This is a genomic window from Candidatus Methanoperedens nitratireducens, from assembly GCF_900196725.1.
GTDB lineage: Archaea > Halobacteriota > Methanosarcinia > Methanosarcinales > Methanoperedenaceae > Methanoperedens > Methanoperedens nitroreducens_A.
Map to the genome: position 1 here is coordinate 1 of NZ_FZMP01000028.1, position 14,573 is coordinate 14,573.

Consider the following 14,573-nt stretch of genomic DNA (forward strand, 5'->3'; position numbering starts at 1 on the left):
AAAAAATCTATCGAGACCATGCGTCTTTTTGCCTGATTTTGTAACGACCGTTTCATCACCAGCCAGGATTAAGACATCTCCGGCAACCAGAAAACAATGACGAATCAGGCACCAGTGAACCTTGGACCAGGCAATGGAAGTATTGAAAAACCGTTGAACTGTACGGTAACTACCATTTTTTCCTGCCCAACGGGAAATCCCAAGCATTGTAACTCTACCGGTCATTGATAATAGTCCAGACACAATTACGCTCAACCGGGCTAATGTGGTCTTATTCAGGCAGCTATTTAAACAATTCAGAAATGAGAAAACGTTGAACATTGAATTCTGTATGATGCATCTCAGAATTCATTTTATTCCTACTAATGAGGTGGCGAAGGTATTGAACAATGGAATATTAATATAAGAAATTTTTTGTACAATTAACACCTTTTTGGGAATCATGTCGGAAATAAGGTTTCTCGGAACAGGAGGCGGGAGGATGGTCGTCCTGAACCAGTTGCGCCGCAGCGGCGGTTTCTGGCTTAAGCTGGGGAACGTGAACATATTACAGGACCCGGGACCGGGCTGCCTCGTAATGGTCCATAAGCTCAGGCTCATGCCCGACACTCTTGATGCCATAGTTCTATCCCACAGGCATATCGACCATTCCAATGATATAAATGTCCTGACCGAGGCAATGACACGTGGAGGCTTTGAGCATCGAGGGCGCCTTATCGTCCCCGCGGATTGCCTGGTCTCTGACCCGGTAGTGCTCCAGTATGTAAGACCGTTCACTGAAATAACCGAAATAAAAGAGGGCATGGAAATAGCCCTGCAGGATATCAAAATAGAATTCCCTGTAAGGAACATGCATCCGGTTGAGACCTACGGGGCGATCTATAAATTCGGATCTGGTAAATTGGGGTATATCCCGGATACCGAATATTTCCCCGGGCTTACTGAGGCTTATAAAGGGGTGGATTTCCTGATAATTAACGTAGTGAGAATGAAAACAGATAGAAAAATACGCCATTTGAATATGAATGACGCGGCTGAATTGATCAATACGATAAGGCCAAAAAAGGCTATACTGACGCATTTTGGGTTGCAGGTGCTCAAAGCCTCGCCTGAAATCCAGGCAAAGAATATCTCAGGGAAAACCGGTGTCGAAGTTATAGCCGCGTATGATGGCCTGAAGCTTATGCTTGAAGGAAAGGAGAACCTTGGAAAGTGGGTCTAAATTTTACTTTTTACAGACTCTATTTTCTCGTCCATACCCTTTGGAGCATCCTTTCTGTCATCGATTGTGAGGTGTGTGACCACCCTCTTTACGCCTTTTTTAATAACCGCCTCGTGCGCTGCCCTCATTGCGTTGAAAGCCTCATCGATGGAAGATACCTCCATTACCGTCCCCATCGGAGTTAACTGGTATTTAACACCCGATTTTTCGATAGCCTTCACAGCCTCGGAAATATAAGAGCTCATGCTCGTGTTTCCGGTACCCAGCACGACAATCTCAAGCTCCGCCGTGATTATCGGTTTCATGTTGAACCTCCTGAATATATAATGGCTTTAATTAATCTTCTAACCAATACTAACCACAAAAATATTATTGATTTTGGGAGGTAAATAGGTTATGGCTGAGAGAAAATTTTCTGTATTTCCAAGAGGGGATAAACCGCCTGTTAGCGTAAAAACAAAACTGTTAAGTACAGGAATAATTATCTTAGGAACTATGGGAGTTAAGAGTGGATGTATAGTGGTAGCAGCCCTGATTTTAATAGCTGTCTTAAGCGGGTGCGTCGATCTAAATGCCTGGAGGTCAGGTATATCAGAGGAAGAAAATCAAAAACTACCGGGTCAGCCTGATGAATTGAAAAATAATCAGTCCGCAGTTGAAAAATTAAAAAAGGAACAAGCTGGATCGACACCGATGCCCACACTGATTCTAACTGTTGCTGAATCTACCCCTACCACCCAATATACACCGGATTCGATAACATCTTCCACAACACCTGCACAGGTTACGACAACGCCCCGTGAGCTGTTGATACAAACTCCTATACCAACACCTACTCTTGCGCCGACCACTACACCGGTATCAACTCCTGCTCCGATATCGACGCCAGGAAATATATGGAGCTTCAGATTACTTAGTTTAAGCGGTTTTTATCATTATATAGAATATCAATAAACTATGCGCCCATATACATTGATTTTTCCGGTCCAGCCAGAATAAAAAGGATTGGGGAGAAATTATTATCTCTCCCCGATAAAGTCCTACTCCCCGTGTTAGTAAATATAATTTAATACCCGGCTATCCTTGAAATAACCCTGTTCTCAGAGACCTTGTATGCCCAGCCGCTGAAGCTGTTTATATATAATATGTGCTCGTTATGGCTCTCTTCCACAACCTGGACCTCTCCTTCCTGTACATCGTCTCTTCCAATCTTGAATCTTACAACATCTCCTGTTGAATATTTCATATTACACCTCGTATTTTTAGCCTTGCTTGTCTATTTTTAGACTGGTTTAATCTATAATCTACAAGTATTTAAATCTTTTGGTCGTATAAAATTTATATACTTTTCTGAGCAGGTATAAATACAGGTACGCAGAAATGTATTATATGTGGTAAATTGAAAGGGGGTTTGACATATACTTATGGCTGAGATAATACAGGGGCCGGGAAATAAAATAAGCATTTATCTGGAGGTTAAGTTATGCCGCCGCATTGCGATACCATGAATGGACCGGTTGTTAAAGCTGCAAAAGAGGCTCTTGAGAGAGAAGATGTGAATATTATACTGCCGTGGGCGCCAAAAGAGGCTGAGGACGAGATCAGTAGAGCTTTTGATAAAACTATTTCCGTGAGAAAACTGGGCGACAAGGCAGGAGAACTGGCAGATTACTGGTTCTTTGAGACTATCGTGCGTTTGCACAGGGAAGGAGAAGGGGCACCATATACAGGGATTAAACCTGCAGGGCTTGATGAGGGTCCGGTGGTGCCAAGAGCGGAAAAAGCCATAGAACGGGGGGATGCAAAAGAAGTTGTAGAGTTCCTGTCGCGTACTGTTGGAGATGAGGTACAGAAAAGGCTTGAGCATGCCATGTCTTTGAAAGATTATAATAAAGACGATGTAGAAGCTGCAAGAGAATATACAGAAGCGATGCTTGAGTTCATCCTGTATTCCCATAAATTGTATGTATGCATGACAAGCCCGGGCAGGCACGGCGGGGAGGGCGGGCACAAACATCAGCAGTAAGGATTATTCAACGGTGTAAGGAAGAGGTGAAATTAATGTTCGTAAACATTATCGAATTCCCGCCCATTAAGAGAGGGAAAGATGAGGAGTTCAGGGAATGGTTCGCATGGTCAAACAGCGTCTACGAGAAATTCAATGGTTTCATATCAAGGCGGCTGCTTAAACCCACAAGAGGAAAGAAAAACTATGCTGCCATCGTAGAGCATGAGAACGAGGATACTTTCATGGCAATGCATACGAGCGAAGAGCGCCAGAAGGCATGGAAGAAAGTGGAGCCGTTGCTTGAAGGGTCACCTGCACCTAATTTCTATAATGTAATAATTGCTGCTGAGAAGAAAAAATAAGAATGGAAACCGTAACAGATTCTTCACAGGAAAGTAATATACGCGCTCTCAAGCTGACCGTTGGATTATATATACTCGTGCTGGCCATGAAGCTGGCTGTCTACTTTGCTACCGGCGTCATGGCAATTTTTGCCGAGGCTCTGCATACCCTGAGCGATATCTTCGTCTCAAGCTTTCTCCTGGTGGCTTCCATCTGGTCCCGCAGGCAGGCTGACGAGACACATATGTTCGGCTACGGCAGGGCGCAGAATGTGGCTGCGCTCGTAGCTGCGACGCTCTTTATCTCATTCACAAGCTTTGAGCTTTACAGAGAAGCAATCCCCAGGCTGTTTGAGCCTGAAGCAGCCTCTTACCAGAACCTGTCGCTGGCTATTGGCGTGATCATTATCTCCATGTTCATAGCTGCCATTCCGCTCATCAACCTGTTCAGGCAAAAAAAGCGGGGAGCTGCGGCAAAGGCGCAGCTTACCGAGCTGTTCAACGATGAACTTGGACTGCTGGCTGCACTGGTGGGTACGCTCTTCATTATGCAGGGTGAATACATCGCCGACCCCATTGCCTCAATCGCTGTTGCGACTATCATAGCCTATAATGCTGCAGGGCTGTTCAGGGAGAACATGAGCTTCCTGCTGGGACGCTCTCCCGGACATGAATTCCTGAGTAAGGTCAAGAATATTGCCCGCTCGGTCGATGGGGTGCTGGGAGTCCATGACATGCGCGCCGAGTATATAGGACCTGATACCGTCCATATAGGGATGAATATTGATGTTAAGCCGGGACTCCCCATCGAGGTGGCTGACCGCATAGCTGAGGAGGTACGGGAGAAGGTGCATAAATCCGTAAGAGGCGGCTACTGCGTTATACATGTGGATGCTGCGGAAAGGCAGTGATGAGAGTAAACAGAACAAAAACCTATTAATACGACCAGTTGACATACACAAAATCGGAGGTAGCGGTGTATATTACGGATAAGTTGCAATCCCTGTTGTTATCAGTATTCTGTCTTGTCATTTTAATTGATGCGATATCAGCCCAGATAGGTCCTGCTCCGGTTGAATACCCTTCGGAGAAGCCTTCGATCAGCACAGGGCGCGAGGTCTATATATCAAACTGTACTGTCTGCCACGGGGAGAATGGTAAAGAGGGGTATAAACGGCGCAGTAGATTTCACATATCAGGAACGGATGAAACATAAGAATTCCTCTGTTTTTTTCGAATCTGTCTCCAGAGGTATCGCCGGGATGCCTGCCTTCGGGAACCTCTCCAGGTCGCAGAGATGGGATGTTATCGCATACATCTGGACGTTCTGGGCAGATATGCAGAGTGTCGAGAGAGGAAAAGCCATTTTTGGACAGAGCTGCGCATCTTGCCATGGCACCAGGGGAGATGGCTCAGGACTCCAGGGTGCAATGGACTTTACGAACCTGAGCAACATGGTGAGCGTCGGACAGCCATCGGTATTCTTCGATAGCGTGAGCAGCGGGGTACCCAACACAGCCATGCCCCCCTTTAAGGATACCCTCTCTGAAGAAGAGCGCTGGGATGCGGTAAAGTATGCATGGACGTTCCAATATGCGGATTATCCCGGTTCCCCGGAAGCTCTGCCCTTAACACCTGCCCTGCCGTCCGGGACGCCGCCTGCGGGCAGGGAGTGGTATAACTCACCCGCTGGCGCAGTCATCCTGCTGGTATCTCTTGTCATGCTTGCAGGCATAATTTACCTGTTCATAAGGGGGCTGAAGGAGAGATGAACAACTTAAGGCTCATACTGATAAGTCTCCTTGTACCGTCGCTACTGATGATACCCTACAGTGTGCTTTCGTTCTACACGGACTTTGCCAATAAAAATCCCGATCCTTCCCAGGTGACTGCGAGCTTCAGCGGAAAAAGCTACAATGCGGTTGAAGGCAAAAAAGCGTTCGAGCAGTACCAGTGCATGGGCTGCCATACTATAGTCGGGAACGGAGGGTACTTCGCTCCTGACTTAACCCTTGTCAATAAGCGGATAGGCGGAAACGAAGCGGCTCTTGCTAATTTTATCCTTGCCGGGGCACCGGCAAAGGGCATGCCACCCATGAGGGACAGGGGCATGAACGGGGAGGATGCCTATCGCGTGGTCGCTTTCCTGAAATACACTGAGAAGATCGATACCAACGGCTGGCCCAACAACGGCTCGTGGGACCGCGACGGCAAGCTCGACAGCGCCTCTCCCGAGCGGCTTCTTCCCGGCAATATGTGGCAGGCTGTACTGGGGATAGTTTTCTTTAATCTCCTGGTATTCGCCATCATCATTGCCTATGAGCGCGGGAAGGAGGCAAAGGCTTGAGAGGATACCCTTCAAGGGCTAAGACCGGGAAATACTTCATTGTAGCTGTCCTGCTCTTCGTCTTCCAGATGCTGCTCGGTGTCGCAACAAGTCTCTATTTTCTCTCAAGGGATATCCGGCTTCCCTTCGCATTCGATATCATAAGGGCGCTGCACATCAACGTCATGGTGCTCTGGTTGCTCCTCGGCTTTATCGGCGGGCTCTACTATCTCCTGCCTGCTGAGGTCGGGCGCGATATTAAGTACCCGTGGCTTATCGATGTCCAGTTCTGGTTCCTGCTGGTCGTCGGCGCCGGGATAATCCTGTCCGAGATGTTCTTCACAGGCAGGAACTGGTGGCTCGTCGAAGGGCGCGAATACGTGGAAGCAGGAAGGCTCTGGGACATACTGCTGACCCTGGGACTGCTCTCCGTGGCATATAACATGGGAGCGACGATGCTTGAGAGCAAAAAGAAGATAAGCTCACCCATGCTCGTCCTGGCTGCGGGTACAATGGGCGCAATACTCATGTACGTTCCGGGTGAAATCTGGTTCGATAGCCTTGTAGCGGCAGAATATTTCAGGTGGTGGGTTGTGCACTACTGGGTCGAGGCTTCTTTTGAGCTAATAGCGGCAGGGATTATAGCGCTCATACTCCTTTCCATGACAGATGTGAGGCGGGAGATGATCGAAAAGTATCTCGCCATAGAGGTCGCGCTCATACTCCTTACCGGTATCATCGGCCAGGGTCACCATTACTACTGGATAGGCACGCCGGGGTTCTGGCTCTTCCTGGGCGGGCTTTTTAGCGCGCTTGAGCCCGTGCCACTTTTCCTCATGATATGGTCATCCTACAAGGACCTGAAAGAGAACAATAAGCCCATCCCGAATCAGATCGCCCTCTACATGATAATCGGTGCAGCTTTCGGGAATCTCATAGGAGCAGGCTTTTTCGGCTTCGGGCATACACTGCCCCAGGTGAATTTCTTCACCCACAGCACCCAGATAACCGCAGCCCATGCCCATTTCGCCACTCCTGGCACATATTTATTGCTTGTGCTGGGAATAGCATATCTTGCTATCCCCGACCTTTCGGGCAGACTGAACTTTTCCCACCACAGGGGTAAGATAGGCTTCTGGATACTAGTTCTTGGCTTTTTGAACATGATAGTTGCGCTCATGATATCTGGCGTTATCCAGGTATATATGCAGAGGCTCCAGGGGGTGAGCTTCATTGCAGTGCAGAATGCGCTTCTTCCTTTCTTCGGCTGGAGGACGATAGGCGGCATCATAGCCCTTGCGGGAGGACTCATAATAGCATATGATGTGCTGATGCTGAGCAGAAGGGAACGGTCTGAGGAAATAGAAATATCTTGATGGGCACGGACTCTCAGGGGCTATATTTCCTGAACATCATTGCTTCTCCCCGGCTTATATCCAGAAGCCTCTCCAGCATCCTGATATCGCTGCCGTCCGGGGGGACGGATTTTCCCATCGCTTTCCCTTTAAGGAATACCGCTCCTCCCCTCATGTTCGCGCCGACGTAGCCTTTTGATCTGCCCGAAATGATAAGGGTGCCACCCCTCATATATGCCCCCGCGAATTCTCCCGCCCCGCCCACTGCAAGCGTGCCCCCTTCAAGCAGTACTCCTGTGTTCATCCCCGTATCTCCTCGCACATGGACAGTCCCCCGCCTCATTAGGATGCCCGTGCTCATGCCCGCGTCCCCTTCCACAATTACCTTCCTGTCAGATTCAAGCCTTGCGGCAAGCGTATCCCTGACCAGGCCGTCTTTTATAAGAAGACAATCCCCGGTAAAAACGTTGGGCGGGATAAGCATCTCCTTCATGCCTTCCTGAAGTATTCCCGTAATAGAGCAATATTTATGATAACCTGCCATGTCCGATTCGACCTCTATGATATTACCTGCAGGCTGTTTGGCGGTCCCTTTAACATACATCGCCCCCGATACCATGCTGATGCCCATACGTGTATCCACGTTCCCGTCGACTATTATCGAGCCGGTTTTTACCGCCTTCCCCGTCCCGCCGAAGAACTTCAGATCAACACCGAGGCTGCTGCCAAGCCTTTTGCCTGCATCGCCTTTAATATGCACATCATCGCCCCGCTTTAAACATTCTACGAGGTCTTTGTACGTATAAGACGTCCCTGTCTGGTGGGGGATAACACCTGAAGGAGAGAGCCTGCTGCCCCTGTGCTGCCAGTAAAAATCATAGGTAAAATCACACAGGCAATCGATTGCCCTGGTTAATCCGATTTCCATAAAGGATGTTATTTTCGCATTATTTATTAAAATTTGGTGTCAATTTGGGTATAATCTTGGGAAATTGCTTTAAATATTCCGGTACTTTAGAGTTATTGAGGAACCTGAATTCCTATCCTATCCAACAAAATTCTACTTTTTTGGTTCCTCATATCCAATAATCAGACGTTACTTTTTGTTGATAAACTTTCCTGTTTTATCCGGAGTTCCAAGGAACCCTGCTGTCCACCCGCTTATCACTTTCAATTCCTCCGTCACGCATGGTTATAATCCGTTTCGTCTGCGCCGATACGGCAGTATCATGCGTCACAATGAGAATTGTATGTCCTTCTTCACTGAGTCCTTTCAGGAGCCCGACTATCATATTCCGTGTCTTTGTATCCACTTCTCCCGTAGGTTCATCAGCAAGGATTATTGCCGGATGGTTTGCAAGAGCCCTTGCTATGGCAACTCGCTGCTGCTCTCCTCCCGATAATTCTGACGGCTTGTGGTTGATCCTGTCCCCCATTCCCATCTGCGTGAGCAGTTCGATTGCTGTTTTTTTCCGGTTGTTTTTCGGGACTCTGGCAAAACGCATCGCAATATCGATGTTCTCAAGCGCCGTGAGCGTAGGTATGAGGTTAAAGTGCTGGAATACAAAGCCTATTTTCTCGCGCCTGATTATCGGAGCTTCCCTCTCGCTTGCTCTCGTAACTTCCATGCCCCCTATGAAGACGCTGCCGCTCGTGGGCTTGTCCAGAAGTCCTATCATTGATAGCAGCGTGGACTTCCCCGAGCCGCTCGGTCCTACTATGCTTAAGAACTCGCCTTTTTCAACATCGAACGTAACATTTGTAAGGGCATGCACGGGTATTTTACCCTGCATGTACGTTTTAGAGAGGTTTCTGACCGCAAGTATAGGTTCATTCATATCTCAGTGCCTCCATCGGGCTCATCTTTGCCGCCCTGTAGGCTGGAAGGCTGCCTGACAGCATGCCGAGAAGCGTGGCGAACAAAATCGATATCAATACAAGCCTTGGGGTGACAGTGAAAAGCACCATTCCCCTTGAAGCAAGGTATTCGTTCATATAATAAATAAATGCTCCTCCTCCGGCAATTCCTATAATTCCTCCGAGTATTCCCATAAACGCCGCTTCTCCTATAGTTATAAAGAGTATATCTTTCATTTCAGCCCCCATCGCTTTCATGAGCCCGAACTCCTTTGTCCTCTCCGAGACCGACATCAGCATGGTGTTCATTACGCTTAAGCCCCCGATGATAGCTGCAAGCACAGCAGAACTAATGGTGATCAGGCTGATAACGACCAGTGCTTGCTCTGCCTGTTTCCGAAGCTGCTGTGGCGAGAGTGCTCTGATATCTTCAACGCTCAGTTCGATTCTCTTTGATAGATCCTCGGCATCAGCACCAGGTTCCGGAACAACCCATATGTAGGATACAGTACCCTCTATTTCGTAGAATTTCTGCGCTACATCAAGAGGAACCCCTATCACATAATCGTAATCAGAGCTTGTAAATTCAAGTATTCCTACAACCGTAAAGTTCCTGGTATGGGTTATGGATGCGCCGCGCTGCAGGCGTTTGGATTTGACCTCAAGCTCGTCTCCCACCTTGAGCCTGAATTCCCGCGCCACGTTGCTCCCCACGACTGCCCTGAAGCCGTCACCGGGGACAAGGAACCTGCCCCCCACGAGTTTTGTGTCTTTCAAAGTTGCTTTCTGTTTTTCGGGCGGAAGACCAATCACGAAGTCCCCGCCGAACATCCCCACGCTTTCCATATCAAGGGGCATCTGCAGCAGCCCGTAAGCGTCTATGACCCCGGGGACGCGTTTGACCTTGCTGACCTGGGACTCGTTGAGAATACCTCCAAAGAATCCGCTCTCAGGCAGCACCTGGATCTTATCTATCAGATCAAGTGTCCTATCAATATGGATACTGAAATACTCAGACATACCTCCCATGACCATTACTGCAAAAATGCCAAGCGCTATGCCAAACACCGTTAAGCTGGTCCTGAGCTTTCTCTGCGCGGTATTGCGCAGGATCAGGTCAAGCATCTAAGCACCCTCCGGTTGCCTGATAGGATTTCCCTCTGATTCATTCATACCTGAGTGCCTCCATCGGGCTCATCTTCGCAGCTCTGTAAGCAGGGTAAGTGCCTGATAATATCCCCAGAAGAGTTGCAAAAACAATGGCGATAACAAGAAGCCTGGGGGTAATCGCAAAAAGAACCGTTCCCCTGGTTGCGAGGTACTCGTTCATGCGGTTCACAAAGAGCGCTCCGCTGGCGATACCGATAACCCCGCCGAGCACTCCCATGAACGCAGCCTCGCCCATCGTCAGGAAGAGTATATCTCTCGTCTCCGCGCCCAGCGCCTTCATGAGCCCGAATTCCCTCGTCCTCTCAGAGACAGCCATCAACATAGTGTTCATGACGCTTAAGCCTCCGATTATCGCAGCAAGGACTGCCGCGCTTATTGTGATAAGGCTGAAGATGATAAGCGACTGTTCTATCTGCTTTCGTATCTCAGCAGGCGAAAAGGTGGTAACCCTCTCGACATTCAGCCCTATCCTTTTTGTCAGTTCCTCGGGATCGGTGTTCGCTTCTGGAACTGCGAATATCAGCGACACGGTATCTCCCCTTTTGTAGAAGTCCTGTGCCCTGTCAAGGGGTATCTGCACGCTGTTGTCAAAAAAAGAGCCGGTGTATTCCATTATACCCACGACCGTGAAGTTCTTTCTATTGGTTATGGATGTTGCCCGAAGCGCACGCTTGCTTTTTATTTCTATCTCGTCCCCCACATTGAGGTTGAATTCGCGCGCTACGCTGCTGCCTAATACTGCCCTGAAGCCATCCCCGGGTACGAGATACCTGCCCCCTTTAAGTTCAGTATCTTTCATTGCCATCTGCTGCTTTTCAGGAGGTATGCCTATGACAAAATCACCGCCGAAAAAACCCAGGTTCTCAGGGTCAAGCGGCGCCTGCAGCATCCCGTATGCATCGGCTACGCCCGGAACCCTCCTAACCTCCCTTGCCTTGGATTCGTTAAGACTCGCACCGAAGAACCCGCCCTCGGGCATCACGCGTATCTTATCAGCGGTCAGGCTGATGGATCTCTCGAATGTGAGGTTGAAGTTCTCTGACATCCCTCCCATGACAATGATGGCGAAAATTCCAAGGGATATGCCGAACACGGTGAGCCCTGTCCTGAGTTTTCTCTGGGTGATATTCTTGATGATGAGATCAAACATCTACTCTCCTTTTAACCGCCGTGCGGCTGCTAACAGAACTACTATGAGAAGGAGGGCTGAGAATCCCGGTGTTCCCTGAGCAGGAGAAGTTGCGGTAACAGCAGGATATTCCGGGATGCGCAGGACAGTCTCATACCTGTCAAGGGTTGCATTCCCTCTGCTCTCAGCCAGTATCTCAACATCGTAAGTCCCGGGCGCAAGCCCTCTCCATACCACTCCTGCCGTGTCTTCTTTCCCGGAGGTCAGTATCTCTTCTACCTGCTGGCGGTACACCTGCGTCTCATTTGTAGTCCTGTTCCTGGCTTTTACGACTATGGACCCGTCAAAAGGGACCTGCGAATTGCCGCGCAGGGTCACGCTCGCGCCATATTCATCTACTTCCACATCGTCAGGAAGTATCTCCACATCCTCGGCGGCAGTGAAATTCGCCACGTAGGTATTGATAAGCGGGGCTGCATACAGCCTGTGCGTGAATATCTTGGTGCGCACCGTATATTTTTTGTTGTCAGTAAGCAGGAACGGCCAGGGTGTCATTATCTCCGTGTTCGCCGTGAGGGATACATCGTCCCTTGTCTTCTCATAGATAATATCGCTATTATCAAGCAGTTGTATCTTTATATCAACCACACCCGGGTTGAACGGTCGGAGCAGCAGCTTCACTCCGCTGTTCATTGGCGAGAAATCCACGACATGAAAACTTGGCAGTGAAACTGTGCCGTAAGATACCTGATATGATGCGCTGGCTATAACTTTTCCATTATCGTAAACGCTGACCCTGGCTGTATAATAATCATGCTGGGGTTGTTTTCCCCATATTATGACTTTCGTTGCAGCCTCATTCGCCTTTAAGTTTAACGGGACTTCGTGGGATTCTACCACACTCCCGCTGTATGAAAGTTCAAAAACCGCCTTGCCCTGGAAGTCCTGGCTGGAATTAACGGTTACGTCACTGCTTGTAAAATCAGAAAAGAAATCCGAAATCCCAACATCTGCGGAAGCTGAATTGATAAATGCTAAAAATATTATAAGCGATAATGCAATTTCCATTGTTATTTTTCTTTTATCTGAACACATATTCCTCACGATCAATGATTAATTTGATATCATGCTATTTAAAATTTTTTAAATTAAACCACTTTAGAGTTGTTTATATTCTAACGGATCAGTAATACTTATGTTCATTTATTGGCTGCCCTTGCATCTATTGAATCCTCCATTATATTTTATCATTACCCACAGCACTTAGAAAATATCAGGATTTCCCTTTGCTCCCATATCTCCTCACATGCTCCCATGCCCTGTGGTATTTCTCAAATTTTTTATCTTTTGAGTAAATGGACATATTCTTGCGCCCGAACAGCTCCCTGTCCTTTCCCACAGGGCAGACCTTGATGCAGACGCCGCATGGAGACCTGTATTCATATCTGAGTTCCGCGCTCCTTATCGCACAGATCTTCTTATCTACAGGCGGCGGGAAATCCCCGGTCTCCGGTATCGCTCCCGCAGGGCAGTTCTTCACGCAGAGGAGACAGTGTATGCAAAGGTCTTCAGTTTTAATCGGGTCCGGCTCTATTTCAGCAGTTGTGAAAATGGACGTGAACCTTACCCTCGGTCCGAATTGCGGCGTCAGCAGGACATTGTTGTGCCCGAAAGAACCCAGTCCTGCCAGGTAAGCTGCATGCTTGTGCGAGAAAAAAGCAAACGGCTTGTCGATTAATATTTTTATGTCGCCATAAGCATCTCTCGGCAGGTATATAGCCCCGTAGCCTTTTTCGACCAGGAAGTTCGCGAGCTCACAGGCTTTTGAATCAAGCATCGAATTCACTGTTTTATAAAGTTCATGGTAATATATCGAGGGCGCGGTCTCAACTATGGGCAGGGAAACAGGAAGACCTATCACTATTACGGTTTTTGCTTCTGGATAAACGGACTGCGGCCAGAACTCTTCCGGAATCCAGGGCGAGAGCCTGTTCGGAAGCTCCCCGGGCGGTTCTGCCATCTCTCCACCGGGGCAAAACCGACAAGAGGGATGCCGAGGCTCTTGCATTTCTTTAACAATTCTTTTTTCAGGGCTTTAGATACCATTTGGTATGATATATGTTCTTTTACCCCATATTGTTTTTCTCAAGGTTTTGTGCTGACTTATTTTTTAATCTTATCCGCAATCATCTTCCCCAGCTTCTTACACTCCTCTATTCCTTCTTCCTCAGGAATCCGCTTTATCCGCAGCGGCGGCTCAAGCACATCCATGCCGTAGCCTCTCAGCATCCTGGTTACAACGATCGGACCTTCCCCGCTCCATCCGTATGAGCCGAACGCAGTTCCAACTTTACCCTTAAGGGGAACTTTTGCCAGGTTTCCCACGTACTTGATGACCGTTGGCATTCCAGCGCCCTTGTAAGTAGCCAGACCGATTGCTATTGCATCTGCTTTTTCCACATCAGCGGGGGAAGCTTCATCCACTTTCTTAATCGTGACATCAAGCCCTGCGTTCCTTGCACCTTCCTCGATGGCTTTTGCCATGATGCCGGTATTGCCAAAGCCGGTACCGTATATTATCGCAAGTTTTGCCATATGCTCACCTCAATCTATTTTCCTGAACATCTCTTTCGGGGCATTGCAGATGGGGCATCTTTCAGGTGCTCCTTTTTCCACGGTGTTGCCACATATCTGGCATACGTAATAATCGACTTCCTCGTTTCTGCCGAGGCTATCGAGGGCTTTTTGATAAAGATTTGCATGTATCTTCTCAACCTGGTTGGCTACATCAAAGCTCAGTACTGCTGCATCCGAGGCTTTCTCTTTTTTTGCCGCCTCTATGAACTTCGGGTACATCTCCCTGAATTCCGCTGTCTCGCCTGCGATCGCGCTTTTCAGGTTGTCTGGCGTTTTCCCGACCGCGCCCATCACCCTGAGGTGATTGAGAGCATGTATAGTCTCAGCCGCAGCCGCTGCACGAAACAGCCTGGCTACCTGTCGATATCCTTCCTGGTCAGCTTTCTCAGCAAAGGCGAGGTATTTCCTGTTCGCCTGTGATTCCCCGGCAAAAGCCTCTTTTAAATTATCCTGCGTTGTCATAATTTCACCTTAATTTTTAGCCACTCTACTAATTAATTTCCTGTAATTCTTGATATATCTTTTGTC

20 protein-coding genes are annotated in these 14,573 nt (G+C 48.3%); 9 read left to right on the top strand and 11 right to left on the bottom strand.

Going from position 1 to position 14,573, the window contains the following annotated elements:
• On the bottom strand, positions 1–321 hold a 321-nt coding region (locus tag MNV_RS03070; RefSeq protein ID WP_143311606.1), incomplete at its 3' end, for a transposase.
• Positions 322–442: 121 nt separating this feature from the next.
• Here MNV_RS03070 and MNV_RS03075 point away from each other — a divergent pair.
• Complete coding sequence (locus MNV_RS03075; RefSeq protein WP_096203915.1) at positions 443–1,222, top strand: MBL fold metallo-hydrolase; 780 nt, start codon at positions 443–445, stop codon at positions 1,220–1,222.
• Here the strand turns inward: MNV_RS03075 and MNV_RS03080 are convergent.
• Positions 1,219–1,527 (bottom strand): MTH1187 family thiamine-binding protein, encoded by a 309-nt coding sequence (locus tag MNV_RS03080; protein ID WP_096203916.1) that lies wholly within the window; start codon positions 1,525–1,527, stop codon positions 1,219–1,221. The genes MNV_RS03075 and MNV_RS03080 overlap by 4 nt on opposite strands.
• 91 nt (positions 1,528–1,618) lie before the next feature.
• On the opposite strand from MNV_RS03080, the gene MNV_RS03085 reads away from it, so the two are divergent.
• Positions 1,619–2,176, top strand: a complete 558-nt coding sequence (locus MNV_RS03085) for a hypothetical protein (RefSeq protein WP_096203917.1) — start codon at positions 1,619–1,621, stop codon at positions 2,174–2,176.
• Positions 2,177–2,288: 112 nt separating this feature from the next.
• On the opposite strand, the gene MNV_RS03090 is transcribed toward MNV_RS03085, so the two are convergent.
• Positions 2,289–2,468: a hypothetical protein gene (locus MNV_RS03090; protein WP_096203918.1), complete on the bottom strand. Its 180-nt coding sequence runs from the start codon at positions 2,466–2,468 to the stop codon at positions 2,289–2,291.
• A gap of 237 nt (positions 2,469–2,705) precedes the next feature.
• Here MNV_RS03090 and MNV_RS03095 point away from each other — a divergent pair, with 237 nt between their 5' ends.
• From MNV_RS03095 to MNV_RS03120, 7 genes are all read left to right on the top strand, one after another.
• On the top strand, positions 2,706–3,248 hold the full coding sequence (locus tag MNV_RS03095) for a DUF6448 family protein (protein WP_179293771.1): 543 nt from the start codon (positions 2,706–2,708) through the stop codon (positions 3,246–3,248).
• 35 nt (positions 3,249–3,283) lie between these two features.
• Complete coding sequence (locus tag MNV_RS03100; RefSeq protein WP_096203919.1) at positions 3,284–3,592, top strand: antibiotic biosynthesis monooxygenase family protein; 309 nt, start codon at positions 3,284–3,286, stop codon at positions 3,590–3,592.
• A gap of 2 nt (positions 3,593–3,594) precedes the next feature.
• On the top strand, positions 3,595–4,482 hold the full coding sequence (locus MNV_RS03105) for a cation diffusion facilitator family transporter (RefSeq protein WP_096203920.1): 888 nt from the start codon (positions 3,595–3,597) through the stop codon (positions 4,480–4,482).
• A 65-nt stretch (positions 4,483–4,547) separates the two neighbouring features.
• A complete protein-coding gene (locus tag MNV_RS18910) occupies positions 4,548–4,787 on the top strand; it encodes a hypothetical protein (protein WP_143311607.1) in 240 nt (79 codons plus the stop codon).
• A complete protein-coding gene (locus tag MNV_RS03110; protein WP_179293772.1) occupies positions 4,777–5,343 on the top strand; it encodes a c-type cytochrome in 567 nt (188 codons plus the stop codon). Before MNV_RS18910 ends, MNV_RS03110 begins: the two co-directional genes overlap by 11 nt.
• Complete coding sequence (locus tag MNV_RS03115; RefSeq protein ID WP_143311608.1) at positions 5,340–5,918, top strand: c-type cytochrome; 579 nt, start codon at positions 5,340–5,342, stop codon at positions 5,916–5,918. The genes MNV_RS03110 and MNV_RS03115 overlap by 4 nt, the downstream gene beginning before the upstream one ends.
• Entirely contained in the window at positions 5,915–7,273 is a 1,359-nt protein-coding gene (locus MNV_RS03120) for a cbb3-type cytochrome c oxidase subunit I (protein ID WP_096203922.1), read from the top strand. Before MNV_RS03115 ends, MNV_RS03120 begins: the two co-directional genes overlap by 4 nt.
• 13 nt (positions 7,274–7,286) lie before the next feature.
• Here MNV_RS03120 and MNV_RS03125 read toward each other — a convergent pair whose 3' ends face one another.
• From MNV_RS03125 to MNV_RS03160, 8 genes are all read right to left on the bottom strand, one after another.
• Positions 7,287–8,180 (bottom strand): GltB/FmdC/FwdC-like GXGXG domain-containing protein, encoded by an 894-nt coding sequence (locus MNV_RS03125; protein ID WP_096203923.1) that lies wholly within the window; start codon positions 8,178–8,180, stop codon positions 7,287–7,289.
• Between the two features lie 196 nt (positions 8,181–8,376).
• Positions 8,377–9,090: an ABC transporter ATP-binding protein gene (locus MNV_RS03130; protein ID WP_096203924.1), complete on the bottom strand. Its 714-nt coding sequence runs from the start codon at positions 9,088–9,090 to the stop codon at positions 8,377–8,379.
• Entirely contained in the window at positions 9,083–10,234 is a 1,152-nt protein-coding gene (locus MNV_RS03135) for an ABC transporter permease (RefSeq protein ID WP_096203925.1), read from the bottom strand. The genes MNV_RS03130 and MNV_RS03135 overlap by 8 nt, the downstream gene beginning before the upstream one ends.
• 40 nt (positions 10,235–10,274) lie before the next feature.
• Entirely contained in the window at positions 10,275–11,429 is a 1,155-nt protein-coding gene (locus tag MNV_RS03140) for an ABC transporter permease (RefSeq protein WP_096203926.1), read from the bottom strand.
• A complete protein-coding gene (locus MNV_RS03145) occupies positions 11,430–12,476 on the bottom strand; it encodes a hypothetical protein (protein ID WP_143311609.1) in 1,047 nt (348 codons plus the stop codon). It abuts the gene before it with no gap.
• Positions 12,477–12,681: 205 nt separating this feature from the next.
• Positions 12,682–13,428, bottom strand: a complete 747-nt coding sequence (locus MNV_RS03150; RefSeq protein ID WP_256999928.1) for a 4Fe-4S binding protein — start codon at positions 13,426–13,428, stop codon at positions 12,682–12,684.
• Between the two features lie 143 nt (positions 13,429–13,571).
• Positions 13,572–14,003 carry a flavodoxin domain-containing protein gene (locus MNV_RS03155; RefSeq protein ID WP_096203928.1) on the bottom strand — a complete coding sequence of 144 codons (432 nt, stop codon included), beginning with the start codon at positions 14,001–14,003 and terminating at the stop codon, positions 13,572–13,574.
• Between the two features lie 9 nt (positions 14,004–14,012).
• Positions 14,013–14,507 (bottom strand): rubrerythrin family protein, encoded by a 495-nt coding sequence (locus tag MNV_RS03160; protein WP_096203929.1) that lies wholly within the window; start codon positions 14,505–14,507, stop codon positions 14,013–14,015.
• Between the last annotated feature and the right edge of the window lie 66 nt (positions 14,508–14,573).

Coding starts and splice junctions, on each gene's coding strand:
- MNV_RS03075 (WP_096203915.1), top strand. CDS start 443: ATGTCGGAAATAAGGTTTCTCGGAACAGGAGGCGGGAGGATGGTCGTC.
- MNV_RS03080 (WP_096203916.1), bottom strand. CDS start 1,527: ATGAAACCGATAATCACGGCGGAGCTTGAGATTGTCGTGCTGGGTACC.
- MNV_RS03085 (WP_096203917.1), top strand. CDS start 1,619: ATGGCTGAGAGAAAATTTTCTGTATTTCCAAGAGGGGATAAACCGCCT.
- MNV_RS03090 (WP_096203918.1), bottom strand. CDS start 2,468: ATGAAATATTCAACAGGAGATGTTGTAAGATTCAAGATTGGAAGAGAC.
- MNV_RS03095 (WP_179293771.1), top strand. CDS start 2,706: ATGCCGCCGCATTGCGATACCATGAATGGACCGGTTGTTAAAGCTGCA.
- MNV_RS03100 (WP_096203919.1), top strand. CDS start 3,284: ATGTTCGTAAACATTATCGAATTCCCGCCCATTAAGAGAGGGAAAGAT.
- MNV_RS03105 (WP_096203920.1), top strand. CDS start 3,595: ATGGAAACCGTAACAGATTCTTCACAGGAAAGTAATATACGCGCTCTC.
- MNV_RS03110 (WP_179293772.1), top strand. CDS start 4,777: ATGAAACATAAGAATTCCTCTGTTTTTTTCGAATCTGTCTCCAGAGGT.
- MNV_RS03115 (WP_143311608.1), top strand. CDS start 5,340: ATGAACAACTTAAGGCTCATACTGATAAGTCTCCTTGTACCGTCGCTA.
- MNV_RS03125 (WP_096203923.1), bottom strand. CDS start 8,180: ATGGAAATCGGATTAACCAGGGCAATCGATTGCCTGTGTGATTTTACC.
- MNV_RS03130 (WP_096203924.1), bottom strand. CDS start 9,090: ATGAATGAACCTATACTTGCGGTCAGAAACCTCTCTAAAACGTACATG.
- MNV_RS03135 (WP_096203925.1), bottom strand. CDS start 10,234: ATGCTTGACCTGATCCTGCGCAATACCGCGCAGAGAAAGCTCAGGACC.
- MNV_RS03140 (WP_096203926.1), bottom strand. CDS start 11,429: ATGTTTGATCTCATCATCAAGAATATCACCCAGAGAAAACTCAGGACA.
- MNV_RS03145 (WP_143311609.1), bottom strand. CDS start 12,476: ATGGAAATTGCATTATCGCTTATAATATTTTTAGCATTTATCAATTCA.
- MNV_RS03150 (WP_256999928.1), bottom strand. CDS start 13,428: ATGGCAGAACCGCCCGGGGAGCTTCCGAACAGGCTCTCGCCCTGGATT.
- MNV_RS03155 (WP_096203928.1), bottom strand. CDS start 14,003: ATGGCAAAACTTGCGATAATATACGGTACCGGCTTTGGCAATACCGGC.
- MNV_RS03160 (WP_096203929.1), bottom strand. CDS start 14,507: ATGACAACGCAGGATAATTTAAAAGAGGCTTTTGCCGGGGAATCACAG.